The sequence below is a fragment of the Lactiplantibacillus sp. 3062 genome (assembly GCF_055413545.1).
In genome coordinates this window covers 96708-111965 of the sequence record NZ_JBVAYE010000002.1, presented here as the reverse complement: position 1 = coordinate 111965, position 15258 = coordinate 96708, and the positions used below count along the sequence as shown (strand labels likewise).

Below are 15258 nucleotides of genomic sequence, written 5' to 3'. Positions count from 1 at the left end.
TTTGCAAATTACTATGATTAGAAGATTTAATTCTAACTGACTGCGATCGTCTCAACTGATTTACGCTTTGACCACATACTGATAATCCTAATACACCCATCAATAGATTAAAAAACACTAATAACAGGGCGCAACTTTAAAAACACTAAAGTCATGCCCTGTTATTAATTGGCCTTATATAACGATGCGACTTATCACGCCACTCTTTTTAATTTGTTTGTTACCACGATTATTAATTATCCTGTTTATTTAACTGCTTCAACCAAGTCGCCGTTGCAAGTAGACCCACAACTGCTCGACCGAAGTAAACACGATCTGATCACCGGCTTCAACAATTGGCTGATTAGGATCCCACGCCGCCGTCAAACATTGCACCCCGGCCGTATCAGCTGCTTCAAAATCTGAGCGAGTATCGCCAACGTACAAGAGTTCCGCGGCGTCTAACGACTTAGTGCGCATCAATTGTCGCAGATTGTCAGCTTTATTAGGTTGACACTCAGAACCATACAACCGCGTGGGGAAATAGGACGTCAGGCCAGTCACGTCCAAGGAAATTTGACAACTCTTAGCCGCCTTACCCGTAATCAGAGCTAGCGCCACCCCTTGCTGCTGCAACAGTTCTAAAAGTGTGACGATTCCCGGATACGGTGCTGACACCCGTAAATGTGCGCGAGCGTATTCTTGATAAAAGGCGGCCAAAGCGACCGGCCACCGTTGACCAGCCACTGCTTTGACCATCCCAACCTCATTTAGCCCAAACGTCTGGACGATAGCTTGCTTGGTCAGTTCGTGCTCAACGTACGGTGCAACGCTACGACGAAAGACGTCAATCACCATTGGAATCGTCGGCGCGAGCGTGCCGTCAAAGTCAAAGGCGATCATCTTAAGCATGCGGTTCACCTTGATTAATCTGCCGAATCACACGACAAGGATTGCCTACCGCCAACGAATTAGCTGGAATGTCTTTGACGACCACACTACCGGCACCAATCACGGATCCCCGACCAATTGTCACGCCGGGAATAATAATCACGCCACCGCCAATCCAACAGCCATCCTCGATTGTGACTGGCCGCGCTAACGTCTGGCAAAAATACTGATCACTATCTGGCTGCCAGTCCGCACGTAAACGTTCATGCAGTTCGACCGGATGGGTAGCCGTATAAATTTGAACATTTGAGGCAATCAAGACATTATTGCCAATGGTAATCCGATTACAGTCGATCAAGGTACAGTTCATATTGATTGAAACATTCTGACCAATCGAAATATTACACCCGTAGTCACAAATAAATGGGCTCCCCACCGAAACATTCGATCCAATCTTGGCAAACATAGCCTGCAATATCGTACGTTTCTCACTTTTTTGGTCATAGGCGAGCTGGTTATACTGGCTTAAAAGTTGCCGTGTACGCCGTTTTAGCTCTAAAAATACTGGTGCGTGTGCATCATAGGTCTGACCGCTCAAACTCCGCTGTCGTTCATCCATCATTAAGCACCCCTTTCACTTCCAAGCTTAAAAAACGAATCGTTACTATTCAAGTCACGATTCGTTTCTTTAGTTATAGTCGTTTCGCTAAGGTCTCAATCACATAGACCACGGGGACCTGGGTCGTTATATTATAATTACCATTAATTCTCTGGTGAGCCAATTGATATGAAAAATTCCAATCGGAAAGCTTCGCTAGCGTGGATTGGGACTGGTTAGTAATGCTTAAGACTGCGCACCGGCGTTGTTGAAAATGCTGAACAAGTGCAATTAGTTCTGGGGTTTCGCCACTCTCAGATAACGCAAAAACGACCGTATCGTGAATCTCAAAAGTATTCACTGGATAATTACTATCCTCAAGTCCAAACGCAACCTTACCAGCGTTGGTAAAACAGCGCGCGGCATAGCGGGCCAAACTTCCTGAGGAACCAATGCCGACAAAAATAACCAGCGTGGCTCGACGCAAATACGTGAGCGCTGGCATCAACTTACGTTCATACGCGCTAGAATTAGTTTTTGCAAAAAAGTGTGCTAGCTCACTGACGTCGCTCTTGGGCTCGTAGGTGGTCAACTGTTGTTGTTCACTTTTAAGTGCCCGTTTAAAATCACGATAGCCTTCGAACCCATTTTTAAGACAAAAACGCAAAATCGTCGAGGTCGACACGTGCAACTCGTGAGCTAACTCACGAATGCTCATGTAGCCGACCCTATCCATATTATTAATAACGTACCTGTAAATTTCCACATCAGTTTCATTATATTTTTCGAGCTGCTCATAACTAAACATCCGCCACTACCCCCCACTCCAATAATCCGTTGCTTGGTCACCATAATGACCTGGTTTGTTCGACCCTCATTAGTCATACAATCGATTGGACGCGCAACTACTATCAATAGCCTACTATAATCAGCCACTCTGATCGCGCTAGCAAACGACCAACACCGTTACCAGTAATCAGTCTTTATCTATTTAAGCGCGAATACCCCGTCATTACAAGTTGGTAGCAACCTAAAAACTAGGCTAATCACTGACAAACGTCAGCTGACTACCCCAGTTTCTTTAGCGTCAATTTTAAAAATGCGAACTCGCCAGTGCCTGTCCATCAGGCTGCCCCACTTTAATGTGTGGGCCATAAAAAATCAATCAGTAACCGGTCGACCTGCGCATTTTCATGCAACTGGCTGTGTTGCGCATGTTTCCCAGTAATCTTAACCTCGCGATAAGAACGCGCACGCGCCGCAACTAAGTACCGTAAAGAGCGTGATGAAGCGTTACTGACGGACCCATCCGAATGCGTCCCATCGCCCTTATCGCCATAAATATTAAGGACTCGTACTTGCTGACGTGGATAACCCCGCCGCAATCCTAATAACTGGCGGTAGGCCGGTCGCAATTTATTCGGTCGTCCCGCAGCATTCAACGTCATCTGGTTAGGGCTGTCGTCCATGCCTAAAATACCATTGAAATGTCCAGCAATTGCGACTTGTCGCCTGAGCTGCGGCAACCGCTCATTTTGCGCATTCGCCAATAGATAATAGGTAATCGCCATATTACCCATGGAATGACCAACCATGTTAAACGACGTGATGCCATAAGTTCGTTGGAGCGCCACCACCACATTTTTTGCCCAGCGGCCCACGGTTGGATAATCTGAAGACCGGTTATTAGCAAAGTTCACTTCGACAATTGGTCGATAATCACCTGATCTAAAGTGGCCTTTCAAAGCCACCGTCCCGTTTTTAGCAACCATCGCGCGTACAATAGTTTGTGTTTTGCCGGCTTTAACGATAGCATCTGCCATGTGCGTCTCAGCATGGTAACTACTGCCCCACCCATGGAAAAACAGTGTCGGAATGTAGCGATGCCCCTGAGTCGTAACCGGTTTAGTCACCCCGGTCGTCTCTGCACGACCACAACCAACTAATAATAACAGCAGGCCTGCCATCAGCCCCCATAAGCGTATTCTTTTCAATAACTTCCCCCTGAATTCTATTTAATCATCTATTCACTGTTAGTTCGTCATTTGAATTTGCGCCACCCCGCATCGGAAGGCGTTGTCGTCTGAGCGTTAACGCCTATTTTAGCATTCAATCAAGGCTCATGACAGGAATTACAACCAACTAGGCCGGTCACCCGCCGTACCAGGTTTATCCACCCCTAAACTGACACGCTGATAATTTTCAGGATGCGCCATTAATTTAAAGACTAAATCGGCAACACTTGCTCGTGATACCTCAGTTCCTTTAAAAGGTTCTGCGCCAGTCGTCAATTCATAATCAATTTCGGCAACATCCGTTAGCCAGGCTGGTCGGATCTCCGTATAAACCAGTTTGGAAGCACTAAGCAACCTCACTGCTTCTCGAAAACCGGGTAGGAAATCGGCAATGGCTTGTTCGTTCCACGCGCCAAATTTTCCTGGCACCTCATGATGGGCGCCGAGTGCGCTAATGAAGATCAACCGTTGCCGCTGAGTTCGGACCATTGCGGCCAAAATGCTCTTCGTCTGGGCTGCTAGATCAGTCCCACCAACATTGGAATAGACTATGTCCACCGGTGCCATTGCTGTGGCAAGTTCATCCGTATCAAGCACGTTGCCATCAATCAGCGTGACCCGTGGTTGCTCCCGATACTGGGCTAAACGTTCCGCTCGACGTAGGAACAATACCAGTTCATCGTCAGTTTCTGCTAATAACCGTTGCGTCAGCTTCCTGGCAATCCCACCATTAGCACCAATAATCATTATTTTAGTCATTTCTATTCACCTTTCTTAGATATTCGTGGTATCACTTGGACCGTCGCCTGCCGCGGTCCACTTGCTAGCATCGGCATTAAATACGGACTACCGGCATATTTTTGTCGATAAGCTTGGTCAATCTGGTTATTTAACTGCTCATCACAAATGGGCACAAAATTCACCAGATGATTGCTCTCGGCCAAGTGAATCCGGCCAGCCCTTTGGGTTACGGCCGATCGATACCAGCGTGAGCGCGGACCGTTCCAAGCACGGATAAATAGTTGCTGCCCTACCACGACCGACCAAATCCAGGTCGGTGTCCCGTATGTCTGCCCATCACTGTAAAATGGGGAGACTTGAAAATCATCCGCCGTGCTAAAAGCGGCTAACTGTGCTCTGGACCACTGCATCGTGGTTACAGTGGTTGACACTACGGGCTGATTACTTTTGTTCATCGTTAACATTCCTCCATTCTGGCAAAATAGTGATGCTTAATTCAGAGCACTTCGGTTAAATGGTGCCCTGCCTTGATGCTTGACACGTTATTCTCTGAATAACCAACTATTCTGCACTAACCTCAAGTTTCATCTTAAAGCTTGACAGCAACCATGTCGAATGCTTATATGGTATTTAAAATTATACTTAATTGTAATAGAAAGAAGTGTTTTAGATGGAATTACGAGTTCTACGTTATTTTCAAGCAGTGGTCGCCGAGTTAAATATCAGTCGGGCCGCTGAACGCTTACACGTCTCGCAGCCAACAATTTCACGACAATTAAAGGATTTAGAGGATGAACTGGGCGTGACCCTATTTGAACGCAATGGCCGTCATATCAGTCTCACGAGTAGTGGCGAATACTTTGCCACGCAGGCGAACCAAATCATCGCCTTAGCCGATAAGACGCTTGCCAACATTAATACAGCCAAAGAAATCAGTGGCACGATTGAATTAGGGAGTGCCGAGATGCGCAGTTTTTTGACGATTGCTCAGTCGATTAAGAAACTACAACAACAGTATCCGAAAATCAGGATCAACGTGACGAGTAGTAATGCGAATCAGATTCGAACCAACCTCAAAACCGGGAACTTTGACTTTGGAATCGTCACGGAACCAACTGACAAACACGACTTAAACTTTATCCATCTACCCGGCGAAAGTCGCTGGGGATTACTGGTTCCGCGGCATTCGCCGCTAGCTGACCATGATTACATTAGCTTAGCTGATCTTGAAGGCCAAAAGATCATTGTTTCTGCACAACACGGTACGATCAATCAACTTCAGGATTGGTATGGTGAAAGCACGCCAAAATTCACCATCGTCGCCACTTATAATTTACTCTATAATGCCTCGTTACTAGTTTCTGCGGGCGTCGGGTACGCGTTGGGGATTGATGTCATCATCAATACGAACCAATCCGATTTGATTTTCATCCCACTAACACCTCGAATAACCGCCCGCACTAGCCTAGTCTGGACTAAGGGACAACGCTTGTCGGAAGCCGCCAAAACCTTTTTAACGCAATTGGCGACAGACCTGCAGCAACAAATACCTACTGACTGACACTATCGACTCAGCTTTCACCAATCACCACAACACACTGCCCAATTGATGGCTGCTGAAGACGACGCGCATCTAATTCACGCTAGTCCGAACTAAATAATTGAATTGAGCACAATTAAAATGCTAAGCTAGGTTATTCAGTTTCAGGGAGGAATTATTTAAAATGAAAGCAGTCATTATTAATCAGTACGGTGGGCCCGAAGAACTCCAGATGGCCACTATCGAACGTCCCAGCATTGATCAGGACGAGGTCTTAGTCGCCGTTCAGGCAACGAGTATCAACCCCATCGATTGGAAAGCTCGTCAAGGGTTGCTTAAAGGCATGTTTGACTGGCAAATGCCAGTTGTCCTTGGTTGGGACGTCGCTGGGACCATTGTTGAGGCTGGCGCGGCCGTGACCAACTTTAAGGTTGGTGATGAAGTCTTTGCCCGCCCAGACATTTATGCGGATGGCCGGCGCGGGACCTACGCTGAATATGCCGCAGTCAAAGAAGACAAGTTAGCTCTAAAACCAGCCAGTCTTTCTTTTGAACAAGCCGCCGCTTTGCCGTTAGCGGGGCTAACTGCTTACCAAGTCATTCATGACCAATTAAAGATTCAAGCTGGCGAGAAAGTCTTAATTCAAGCCGGTGCTGGCGGGGTTGGTTTAAATGCCATCCAGATTGCTAAGTACCTCGGTGCCGAGGTTGCGACTACTGCGAGCGCCAATCACCATACGCTGTTGAAGCAAATCGGCGCTGACCACGTCATTGATTACCACACGACGGCTGTTCAAGATGTCCTTACAGACTACGATGCCGTCTTTGATACCATTGACGCCATTGATGAGGGCTTGGCAATCTTAAAGCCAACTGGCCGACTCGTGACGATTGATGGGCAACCAACAGCGGCTCAAAAATCCCAAGGCCCCACTGTCTCCAGCTGGTGGTTACAACCCAACGGCCGGGAGTTAGCCATCTTGGGGCAGCTCGCCGTTGAAGGACACTTACAAGTCATCATCGACCAAGTCTTTCCGTTTAGTACGGCTGGTCTCCAAGCCGCCCACCGGTATAGCGAAAACAGTCACAGTGCTGGTAAGCTCATCATCAACGTCGGCACTGAAGCTTAATACGGTATCGGCTCCAGCCTCAGCCAATTGACCAATCGCCACATTGACTGTCAAACGACGCATTAAAGCCTTAAAAGGGCGCTTCAAGAATCCACTACGAATTCTTGAAGCGCCCTTTTTTAAGCCCCATCGCCCGAATAACGCTAGTTGTCACCCCTGCATTTTCAGCCGCTTGTCCCATCTGTGCCTCGGCGTGATACCTATTACCGCCACCGTGGAAAAATAACGTAGGCGTATTTGACTGTACATACTTCATGCGGTGTTGTTGTGCCATACATCCACTGAGCCCCAGTACTAGCAAAACCACTAGCAACCCCGACAGCCATTTCACTTTTACTTGCATGTCCTGATTCCTACTTTTGACTGGAATCTATTATACAGGGTTCCTGTCAGCGCAAATCAGGCTTTTTCACCAATTATGGGATGACGAACAGTGCTTTCATCATTTGGATGGCATAAAAACAGACTTGGGAAATGACCCCAAGTCTGTGATTTAATGCGCCTGTGCTGCTTTACGTTAGGTCAATGCTTATCACTACTATTCGACCAGTTACCACGAGCTGTAATTCGTGGTGTTTGATTGCCTCGCTGATATTCTTGTTTGACGGCTAGTTGCCCCACCAAATTTAAATAGTTAAACGGTTGATTAAAATTCGGCTGAAAGAACATATCCACGTAAGCCAAATCATCAATCGTATTCTGATTTTGAATCATTACTGAGATCGTGTTTGCAGCTTGGGCAATGTCGTGACGACTCCAGAATTGCGCGCCGAGAAGCTGACGATTCTGATAATTATAAACTAGTTCAATCGTGACTTTGGCCGTCGTTGGCATATAAGCTGGCCGCCAATTGCCTTGATAGACGGCGTGTCGTACTGGTAGTTCTCGTCTTTGCGCGGCTGGATAGGTCAACCCAGTTGTGGCCATCGTGTGATCAAATAATTGCATGGCTGAGGTGGCTTGCGTTCCCATGTACGGCTGTAAATCTCCGAAAACATTGATCCCCGCCAACGCACCTTGGCGCAGTGCGTTAGTTGCCAATGGTGTATACGCCGGCTGTCCCGTGGGATTATAATTGACCACGCAAGCATCCCCAGCCGCATAAATATCCGGGTCAGAGGTTTGAACATAATCATTGATCAAGATAGCACCATGGCGGTCCATAGCGACCTGCCCGCGTAACAATTCCGTATTCGGCATAAATCCCGCGCAAACGACGGCCAGATCAACCTCATAATCACCCTGCGCGGTTTCAACGATCAACTGATCATTCGAACCGCTTGCGAATCCAGTCACCCGTTCATTGAGGTGGATATCGACCTGGTGATGTTGTAAGAGTTTAGTTGCAGCATCCGCCATTTGGGGACCAAGATAATTATTCAAAATATGTGAATGCGAATGAAATAACATGACTTGTTGGTCCATACTAGCATAGCTTTCCGCTAACTCGGTCCCCATATATCCGGCCCCAACAATTGCAACGCGTTGGTTGGCTTGTAGAGATTGATAAAGTTGTTCCGCCTGCTCGTAGTTTTTGCACAGTAATACTTTCTCATGATCGATACCCATAATTGGTGGCACAATAACTGATGAACCAGTTGCCATAATCAGCTTATCATAAGTATCATCAAAGACTTCGCCAGTCTGCATATTGGCGACCTGCACCGTTTTATGGCCCGTATCAATTCGTAAAACATTATGGCGGGTCTTAACTTGAGCGCCTAACTGCTTCAAGTCAGCCGGCGAGGTGTAAAACATGTCTTCCAGGTGTTGGATGACACCCGTTAAGTACAAATAAATCCCACTCGAAACAAACGAAACGTTATCATTCCGCTCGTAAATCGTCACCGCCGTCTCCGGATGACGTGTTAAAATTTCGCGTGCCGCTGCCGTACCAGCGTGGGTACTACCGATGATCATTACTTTCATCTTACCGGATCTTCCATTCTTCCAGATTTGCCACGTAATTAGTAAGTGGGCTCAACATTAACCACTATTCAATTAATTATATCGCGCACCAAATCATTTGTATATGTGTTGATAAAAATAAACCTAGTTGGCCCCTCGTTCAAACAGCCTAGCTTTACAACCACTGATTAGCTTTCGCCACACGAATCGCTTCTAATCGATTGTGAACCCCCAATTTGCTAAAAATGGCGGATAAGTAATTACGGGTCGTCCCCGCTGACAAGTATAAATTGGCCGCAATCGTCTTCGTGGGCAACCCCTTCTCAGCTTCGACCAAAACTGCTAGTTCCCGTTCGGTCAATGGATTGTTGTCTGCTGACAACATATTCGTGACTAGCTCGGGCGCATAGATGGTGCGGCCGGTCATCACAGCTCGAATTGCATCAATTAGGTCATCACTCGGACTATCTTTTAACAAATATCCCGCGACATTGGCTTTAACTGCTCGTTCAAAATAACGGCGTTGCGCAAAAGTCGTCAAAACAATTACTTTCGTGGCTAGCTGCGAACTGGCCAATCGATCAGCAACATCCAAGCCGGTTATCCCTGGCATTTCGATATCCAGAATTGCGACATCCGGTTGCAGTTCTTGCAACTCCTGCCAGGCGTTTATGCCGTCTACTGCGCTACCCACCACGTGTAGATCATCTTCTAATTCCAGTAATTGGGTCAAGGCAGAATTCAACATGCTTTGGTCTTCTGCTAAGTATAAAGTTATCATGCTGACTCACTACTCCTTTGGTAAAGTTAAGATCAACTGGGTGCCGCGCCGACTACTCGTGATGGCAAAGGTGCCCTGTTTAGCTTGCAAGCGGGTTCGCATCCCGGCAATCCCGTTGGCGCCCTGACGAATCAAGGTTCCACCTTTACCGTCATCTTTCAGCTTAATCTGATAAATTTTTGCCGTCTCGACAAAATCAATCCGCACCTCGTGCGCGTGTGCGTGGCGCATCACATTGGTCATGGCTTCAACTAACACCGCCGCAAAACAACTTTGGACCGTTGTCGGCCACTTGGTTGCCTGTGTCTCACCAGTGGTCGTCGTCCAGACACCAACCACTGCTAGATTACGAGTTTGGGCCAATAGGACTTCTGTGAGCGATTGTTCATGCAAATTATTGACGATTTCGCGAACTAACTGTAAATTTTGGCGACTGGTTTGTTCGATTTCGTCCAATTCTGGTGCCACTTTCTCCGGTGCTTTGACGAGTAATTTTTTAGCTAATTCCGTTTTGAGTGTAATCATTGAAAAGCTTTGTCCAAGGGTATCGTGCAAGTCACGCGCGATTCGTTCACGCTCGTTACGTTCCACAATTGTTTTTAATCGGCGGTTAGTTTGGTTGAGTTGGCGCTGTCGTTCAACTGACCGCGAAAAGGTATACGCGAGTATGGGTGATAACAATGGAAAAACTAAGCCCATCACGTCACCATTATGCCACCCAAACACACCAGGATATTGTAAATAGTCTCGTATACAGCCACCAATTAAAAAGGCATAATACCCTAAAGCAAAACCATAAAATTCTCGTTTAGGACGACGACCAAGTAAAAAGCTCACTTGCCAGCCGGGAAAGATGATCATAAAATTGTTAGCCGCAAATACCGCAAACAGTCCCGTCACAACTAACTCCGCCGGCATCGTCACTGCACGCCAATGCGGCTTCTCAACAACCAAGATGTACAATACAAGAAAGCCACCAACTAACATTAGCCAAAACCAATCATGCCAAGATTTAACGGGTATATAAGCCGCAATTGTATACGGCAAATAGGCGAGCCACACGTAGCTCGTCCATTCAATCGTCTTCAATTTATTTTTATGATGCGTCAACAACGCCATTCCCCCGTTTAAGTACCCGCTGAATCACCCAACTAACAATCACTAATAGGCCGCACACCCACAGCCCGATACCAAGCAAATCGATTAATTTTAGTGTACCATGGGTGCCCCAGTTGACCAACAAATCGTTCACATAATATGTTGGCAGTCGTTTACCAATCACCTGTAGCCAGCTTGGTAATAGGCTAATGGGCCACCATAGACCACTAATAATGGCCATTGGAAAGGTAATTAAATTACTAGCGACACTCAACGTTTCGGCACGATTCAAAAATGAGAGTCCAACGCCCATAAGCAATGTCGGCAATTGACCAATCAGGGCAATTCCAAGTATCCCTAGCCATTGAAACACGGTTAAATCAACGTGGTTCACAACGACCGCAAGCGCGCCTAAAATAACGACCATTAACGCATTCATTCCCAAACTCATCATGCCAATCGAACGATAGTACGGTACTACCCCGTGTGGCGTTAACCGTAGCCACCGTAATAGTCCCCGTTCCCGATCATGCATTAGAATCTGGGCAATACTGAACAGCGTACTGATCGTCCCACTATAAACGATCATACTGCCCATATAAGACCGATTAAAAAGTGCGATTTGAGCCGTTGTGCCACCGGTAACCATTACTTTTGTAAATAACAAGTAAAAAGCTGCTGGCATCACCAAGGCAAAAAACTGAAACGCTGCGTTTCGAATAATCAAACGCCGTGCATCAAATCTCAGTTGAGCCATTAAAATTTTCATGCTGAGACTCCCTTCGTCAGATGAACAAAAATATCCGTCAATGATTCACGACTAATTGAGACTTGATGCAACTCACTGATTATGGGCATCATCGCTTGCAGCGTAGCGTCACCGTCTTCACTACTCATGCGTAGTTCGTCGCCTTGCTTAGTAACCGCAGTTACTGCCGTTAAATTTGTAAACCGATCCGCTGGCAGTCTCGTTTGGCAACGAATCTCCACTTGTTGATATTGTTTTTGCAACACGGCAAACGAGCCTTGAAAGACAAAGCGCCCGTCCTTCAGCAACATAATTCGATCAGCGATGGCTTCAATCTCCGGTAGGTAATGACTGGTAATGATAATGGTTTTACCAGCGGCCTTCAAGCGCCTAATCTGTTGCCAAAATGTCTGTTGCGCATTGGTATCCATGCCAACGGTCGGCTCGTCTAAAAATAACAAATCGGGATCACCTACCAGTGCCAAAGCAAAGGTGACTCGTCGTAACTGTCCTCCAGATAACGCCGTCAAGCGCTGCTGGGCTATGTCTTGTAGTTTCAAGGTGGCTAATAATGCTTGCCAATCAAATTCAGGCAGACGTTGTGCCGCAGCTAGCCTTAACATATCACGCACCGTCACGCCTTGAATTGTCATATCACCCTGCATCATTGACCCAATCTTTAATCGCGCCGCCAGGCTACCGGCCGCTTGCCCGAACACCTTGAGATGGCCCTGCTGAACTCGTTTGATTCCTAATAACAAATTTAACAACGTCGTTTTGCCGGCCCCATTTTCACCAATCAAGCCAACAATCTCGCCCGGCATGATCGTCATATTAATATCAGTCAAAACTGACTGTTGACCATAACTAAATGCGACCTTAGTTGCTTCAATCAACGGTGTCATTATCCCCGCCTCCTTTAATGACTATAGTGTACGCCAACGTAATCGGGTCGAGTAGTCGCGTTTGTCATAATGATCAGGTGACAAATGTCATTATTTCAACAGTATTGATAAGTTAGCATAATTCTTTAGAAAATAACCCAGACAAAAAGTGAGCTTCTGGATTTACATCAAAAGCTCATTTGAATCACAATTAATAACGCTAGTTACCGTGCTTTCAATACCCAATGTGCCCATTGCGAAACGATAACGATTCCAATAACACCAATGATACGCAAACTCAATGGCAGTGTTCGACCATAAATGAGCCAGGCAGCTAACACCAGTAATTCACCGCCAAAAATTACAAATTTCATTCCAACACATCCAATCCACTTTTCGCTAGTATACGAGCCAGCCAATACAATGTCGATTGATCTGCCATTCCTAACTGAGGGTGGTCGCTGATTAACTGTGATTTCACTTCGTTTAGTTGTTACTCGCCTACGTATGTATGTCTTTAAGCCGCCATTCTCCAGTTGGAAAATGATTAGTCCATCAAAAGTTCAATACATTCAAAGGTCATTCCAACCGTTAAATTAGTTTTGGCACTGACACCGGCTCTTATGTTAAACTTAATCAATCACAACGAAAATAAGGAGGTCGACCATTGTTAATTAAGTCTTTCCCGCCTGCCGAGCGAACTCCGCAATTGATTAGCCAATTAACTCAACTCTGGCGACAGTCCGTCGACGCCAGTCACCACTTTCTAACGCCCGCTGAAATCACAACCATTGAGCACGAAGTCCCCACAGCATTACGAACCGTTCCACAACTGCTCGTTGCAGTGGATGATCAAAATACCCCAACTGGTTTCATCGGTATTGATGGTTCACTAGTAGCCATGCTTTTTATCGCCCCAGCCGCTAGTGGCGCTGGTATTGGAACCGCCTTACTGCAAACTAGTATTCAGGATTATGGTGCCACAACGCTTACAGTGAATGAACAAAACCCACGGGCGCGTCAATTTTATGAACACCGTGGTTTCCAAGTCACTAATCGCCAACCAACTGATGATCAGGGCCGTCCATATCCACTATTAACTATGACTTACAACTGTGACCCGTTAAACGACTGACTTGACAAGGTCGTTTTTTTTATAAATAATGGACTTGTCCACTATTTATAAAAAAGGAGTGCTGACTATCGAGTATTTTAGTCTAACTAAATATATTGCGGGTATTTACCGCGAATCCAAAAACAGCATCAACACCCAACTACAGGCGCTGAACATTCGGGCGACCGAAAGTGACTTATTACTGGTTGTTTACGATCACCCGGCCCAAACTCAAAAGGACTTGGCTGCCAGTCTGATGCTCGATCCTAGTTTATTAGCTCGAACTGTTCGTCAACTTGAGCAACGCCAACTCGTCATCCGGTTTCGTGATCCTGCCGATCAGCGTAGTCTACGAATTAGCTTGACACCGGCTGGTGAACAAATCGCTATCGCCATTAAGAAAACATTGATTGACTGGTGGCATGACTTCTTCGCTGCTCATCCAGAAGTCAACGAGCAAGTGTTTACGAACCAATTACAACAAGTTTACCTCGCCTTACAAGAGAAAAGAGATTGAAATCGTCATTGAAAAAATTCATTAAACACTTTGGAGTCCTCGTAATTGGTATCCTGTGCATGTCAGCTGGCGTCGCACTCTCTAAATTATCCTTATTAGGAACGTCCCCAATTTCAAGTATTCCGAATGTCATTAGCAATATTACGGCAATTCCAATTGGCCAGTTGACAATTGCTTTTATTTTCATTTTAGTTCTACTAGAAGCCATCGTTTTGCGCCGGCAGTTCTCCTGGCAAAACTTATTGCAATTAATTCCGGGTAGCCTGTTCGGTTGGTTCATCGATGCTTTTGTGCGGTTTTTCCATAGTCTTCCTAATCAAACATACATCGAGCAACTCGGACTTGTCTTAATGGGAACGGTGCTCTTATCGTTAGGTGTCTTTTTAGAAGTCAATTCACACGCCATTATCATGCCTGGTGAAGGACTTCCGAACGCCATCGCACTGATGCATCAACTCAAGTTTGCCAAAGTCAAAGTTTATAATGATTTCATTCTGATTGGCATTTCACTAGTCCTGGCACTCAGCTTTACTCATTCTTTAGCGGGGGTTCGGGAAGGTACCCTCATTGCAGCCTTTTTAACTGGGCGACTCGTAAATTTCTTTACCGAACATGCAAATCGATTTGTTGCTTGGATGACACCAGCCGCTGACGCGAACAACTAATTTCCAGAATTATCAAATAAAAACACGGTCACTGGCTGGTGATCGTGTTTTTTGGCTTGTGTTCACGCCAATTCGTTAGTCTGCCAGTGCCCGAATTCTTTCAGCCACTAATGCAGGTGAACATCGGCTATCCGTTAATTATTCTCCTAATTGATTTACTTTGGACCCACATGCTCGTTATTACATGTTGTAGTAATTGTCGATCATTTTCATCGCTACCAAACGCCACTTAGCGCTGGATCCCCAGTCGTTACAGGCGGACCATTTATTGACCCTAATAGCAATCAAATCAAGATTACCTTCTGTGGTATGCTGAACAGTCATCAACATCTCAGTTGCCAGCAGTTAAGTACTTAAGCGCATACTCTGCATCTTCATCAACCCTCAATAAGATAACTTTAATCACTTCATCCAATTTCGGCAGTCCAACTCTTTGTGGCAAGTGTCGAGAATCAAGCTGGTTGAAAATCGACTTGAGCCGCACAATCTCAGCAGCCATCCGCAATATAACTCAATCGCTAGCAACCATCTCAGTCACGAGCTGTAAATCATGCGACCGTATTGATGCAACTGGTTTGATTTGCCGATTATCTGCAATTAACGCCCCATTGGCACCAATCAGTAGTCCGTCCTCAAAGCCCGGAATCATT

General features: G+C 46.1%; 20 protein-coding genes. 5 read left to right on the top strand and 15 right to left on the bottom strand.

All coding sequences use genetic code 11. The features are described 5' to 3' along the window. Positions 1-258 precede the first annotated feature (258 nt). The 6 genes from ACWQAU_RS03535 to ACWQAU_RS03510 all read right to left on the bottom strand — a co-directional run bounded on the left by ACWQAU_RS03535 (position 259) and on the right by ACWQAU_RS03510 (position 4679). Complete coding sequence (locus ACWQAU_RS03535) at positions 259-891, bottom strand: HAD family hydrolase (protein ID WP_027821971.1); 633 nt, start codon at positions 889-891, stop codon at positions 259-261. Further along, positions 884-1492, bottom strand: a complete 609-nt coding sequence (locus ACWQAU_RS03530; protein WP_003640644.1) for a sugar O-acetyltransferase — start codon at positions 1490-1492, stop codon at positions 884-886. Before ACWQAU_RS03530 ends, ACWQAU_RS03535 begins: the two co-directional genes overlap by 8 nt. A 70-nt stretch (positions 1493-1562) precedes the next feature. Then, complete coding sequence (locus ACWQAU_RS03525) at positions 1563-2276, bottom strand: MurR/RpiR family transcriptional regulator (protein WP_027821972.1); 714 nt, start codon at positions 2274-2276, stop codon at positions 1563-1565. A 331-nt stretch (positions 2277-2607) separates the two neighbouring features. Next, a complete protein-coding gene (locus ACWQAU_RS03520) occupies positions 2608-3462 on the bottom strand; it encodes an alpha/beta hydrolase (protein ID WP_027821973.1) in 855 nt (284 codons plus the stop codon). Positions 3463-3600: 138 nt separating this feature from the next. Then, positions 3601-4242 carry an NAD(P)H-binding protein gene (locus ACWQAU_RS03515; protein WP_027821974.1) on the bottom strand — a complete coding sequence of 214 codons (642 nt, stop codon included), beginning with the start codon at positions 4240-4242 and terminating at the stop codon, positions 3601-3603. A gap of 2 nt (positions 4243-4244) precedes the next feature. Further along, complete coding sequence (locus ACWQAU_RS03510) at positions 4245-4679, bottom strand: DUF2255 family protein (RefSeq protein WP_027821975.1); 435 nt, start codon at positions 4677-4679, stop codon at positions 4245-4247. 215 nt (positions 4680-4894) lie between these two features. Here ACWQAU_RS03510 and ACWQAU_RS03505 point away from each other — a divergent pair, with 215 nt between their 5' ends. Both ACWQAU_RS03505 and ACWQAU_RS03500 read left to right on the top strand, forming a co-directional pair. Beyond that, positions 4895-5785 carry a LysR family transcriptional regulator gene (locus ACWQAU_RS03505; protein ID WP_027821976.1) on the top strand — a complete coding sequence of 297 codons (891 nt, stop codon included), beginning with the start codon at positions 4895-4897 and terminating at the stop codon, positions 5783-5785. Positions 5786-5948: 163 nt separating this feature from the next. Further along, the gene (locus tag ACWQAU_RS03500) at positions 5949-6893 is read left to right on the top strand and encodes an NADP-dependent oxidoreductase (protein WP_027821977.1); all 945 of its coding nucleotides are present in this window, start codon (positions 5949-5951) and stop codon (positions 6891-6893) included. Positions 6894-6987: 94 nt separating this feature from the next. On the opposite strand, the gene ACWQAU_RS03495 is transcribed toward ACWQAU_RS03500, so the two are convergent. From ACWQAU_RS03495 to ACWQAU_RS03465, 7 genes are all read right to left on the bottom strand, one after another. Next, a complete protein-coding gene (locus ACWQAU_RS03495; protein WP_003640651.1) occupies positions 6988-7236 on the bottom strand; it encodes a hypothetical protein in 249 nt (82 codons plus the stop codon). A gap of 179 nt (positions 7237-7415) precedes the next feature. Next, positions 7416-8822 (bottom strand): FAD-dependent oxidoreductase, encoded by a 1407-nt coding sequence (locus ACWQAU_RS03490; RefSeq protein ID WP_024002753.1) that lies wholly within the window; start codon positions 8820-8822, stop codon positions 7416-7418. Positions 8823-8976: 154 nt separating this feature from the next. Continuing rightward, the gene (locus tag ACWQAU_RS03485) at positions 8977-9582 is read right to left on the bottom strand and encodes a response regulator transcription factor (RefSeq protein ID WP_003640653.1); all 606 of its coding nucleotides are present in this window, start codon (positions 9580-9582) and stop codon (positions 8977-8979) included. A gap of 9 nt (positions 9583-9591) precedes the next feature. After that, on the bottom strand, positions 9592-10701 hold the full coding sequence (locus ACWQAU_RS03480) for a sensor histidine kinase (RefSeq protein WP_045351369.1): 1110 nt from the start codon (positions 10699-10701) through the stop codon (positions 9592-9594). Then, complete coding sequence (locus ACWQAU_RS03475; protein WP_027821979.1) at positions 10679-11449, bottom strand: ABC transporter permease; 771 nt, start codon at positions 11447-11449, stop codon at positions 10679-10681. Before ACWQAU_RS03475 ends, ACWQAU_RS03480 begins: the two co-directional genes overlap by 23 nt. Then, positions 11446-12333 carry an ABC transporter ATP-binding protein gene (locus ACWQAU_RS03470; protein WP_003645994.1) on the bottom strand — a complete coding sequence of 296 codons (888 nt, stop codon included), beginning with the start codon at positions 12331-12333 and terminating at the stop codon, positions 11446-11448. Before ACWQAU_RS03470 ends, ACWQAU_RS03475 begins: the two co-directional genes overlap by 4 nt. A 203-nt stretch (positions 12334-12536) precedes the next feature. After that, positions 12537-12686, bottom strand: a complete 150-nt coding sequence (locus ACWQAU_RS03465; protein WP_162854876.1) for a hypothetical protein — start codon at positions 12684-12686, stop codon at positions 12537-12539. Between the two features lie 293 nt (positions 12687-12979). On the opposite strand from ACWQAU_RS03465, the gene ACWQAU_RS03460 reads away from it, so the two are divergent. The 3 genes from ACWQAU_RS03460 to ACWQAU_RS03450 are packed head-to-tail and all read left to right on the top strand — an operon-like array spanning position 12980 to position 14608. Continuing rightward, the gene (locus ACWQAU_RS03460) at positions 12980-13447 is read left to right on the top strand and encodes a GNAT family N-acetyltransferase (protein WP_003640658.1); all 468 of its coding nucleotides are present in this window, start codon (positions 12980-12982) and stop codon (positions 13445-13447) included. 58 nt (positions 13448-13505) lie between these two features. After that, on the top strand, positions 13506-13943 hold the full coding sequence (locus tag ACWQAU_RS03455; RefSeq protein WP_027821980.1) for a MarR family winged helix-turn-helix transcriptional regulator: 438 nt from the start codon (positions 13506-13508) through the stop codon (positions 13941-13943). Then, positions 13940-14608, top strand: a complete 669-nt coding sequence (locus tag ACWQAU_RS03450; protein ID WP_003640660.1) for a YczE/YyaS/YitT family protein — start codon at positions 13940-13942, stop codon at positions 14606-14608. The genes ACWQAU_RS03455 and ACWQAU_RS03450 overlap by 4 nt, the downstream gene beginning before the upstream one ends. A 331-nt stretch (positions 14609-14939) precedes the next feature. On the opposite strand, the gene ACWQAU_RS03445 is transcribed toward ACWQAU_RS03450, so the two are convergent. Continuing rightward, the gene (locus tag ACWQAU_RS03445; RefSeq protein WP_003640662.1) at positions 14940-15107 is read right to left on the bottom strand and encodes a hypothetical protein; all 168 of its coding nucleotides are present in this window, start codon (positions 15105-15107) and stop codon (positions 14940-14942) included. Between the two features lie 12 nt (positions 15108-15119). Then, positions 15120-15257, bottom strand: coding sequence for a hypothetical protein (locus ACWQAU_RS03440; protein WP_015380425.1), 138 nt, complete (start codon positions 15255-15257; stop codon positions 15120-15122). Between the last annotated feature and the right edge of the window lies 1 nt (position 15258).

Coding starts and splice junctions, on each gene's coding strand:
- ACWQAU_RS03480 (WP_045351369.1), bottom strand. CDS start 10,701: ATGGCGTTGTTGACGCATCATAAAAATAAATTGAAGACGATTGAATGG.
- ACWQAU_RS03505 (WP_027821976.1), top strand. CDS start 4,895: ATGGAATTACGAGTTCTACGTTATTTTCAAGCAGTGGTCGCCGAGTTA.
- ACWQAU_RS03465 (WP_162854876.1), bottom strand. CDS start 12,686: ATGAAATTTGTAATTTTTGGCGGTGAATTACTGGTGTTAGCTGCCTGG.
- ACWQAU_RS03445 (WP_003640662.1), bottom strand. CDS start 15,107: ATGGCTGCTGAGATTGTGCGGCTCAAGTCGATTTTCAACCAGCTTGAT.
- ACWQAU_RS03495 (WP_003640651.1), bottom strand. CDS start 7,236: ATGCAAGTAAAAGTGAAATGGCTGTCGGGGTTGCTAGTGGTTTTGCTA.
- ACWQAU_RS03500 (WP_027821977.1), top strand. CDS start 5,949: ATGAAAGCAGTCATTATTAATCAGTACGGTGGGCCCGAAGAACTCCAG.
- ACWQAU_RS03530 (WP_003640644.1), bottom strand. CDS start 1,492: ATGATGGATGAACGACAGCGGAGTTTGAGCGGTCAGACCTATGATGCA.
- ACWQAU_RS03515 (WP_027821974.1), bottom strand. CDS start 4,242: ATGACTAAAATAATGATTATTGGTGCTAATGGTGGGATTGCCAGGAAG.
- ACWQAU_RS03510 (WP_027821975.1), bottom strand. CDS start 4,679: ATGAACAAAAGTAATCAGCCCGTAGTGTCAACCACTGTAACCACGATG.
- ACWQAU_RS03525 (WP_027821972.1), bottom strand. CDS start 2,276: ATGTTTAGTTATGAGCAGCTCGAAAAATATAATGAAACTGATGTGGAA.
- ACWQAU_RS03490 (WP_024002753.1), bottom strand. CDS start 8,822: ATGAAAGTAATGATCATCGGTAGTACCCACGCTGGTACGGCAGCGGCA.
- ACWQAU_RS03535 (WP_027821971.1), bottom strand. CDS start 891: ATGCTTAAGATGATCGCCTTTGACTTTGACGGCACGCTCGCGCCGACG.
- ACWQAU_RS03440 (WP_015380425.1), bottom strand. CDS start 15,257: ATGATTCCGGGCTTTGAGGACGGACTACTGATTGGTGCCAATGGGGCG.
- ACWQAU_RS03485 (WP_003640653.1), bottom strand. CDS start 9,582: ATGATAACTTTATACTTAGCAGAAGACCAAAGCATGTTGAATTCTGCC.
- ACWQAU_RS03475 (WP_027821979.1), bottom strand. CDS start 11,449: ATGAAAATTTTAATGGCTCAACTGAGATTTGATGCACGGCGTTTGATT.
- ACWQAU_RS03470 (WP_003645994.1), bottom strand. CDS start 12,333: ATGACACCGTTGATTGAAGCAACTAAGGTCGCATTTAGTTATGGTCAA.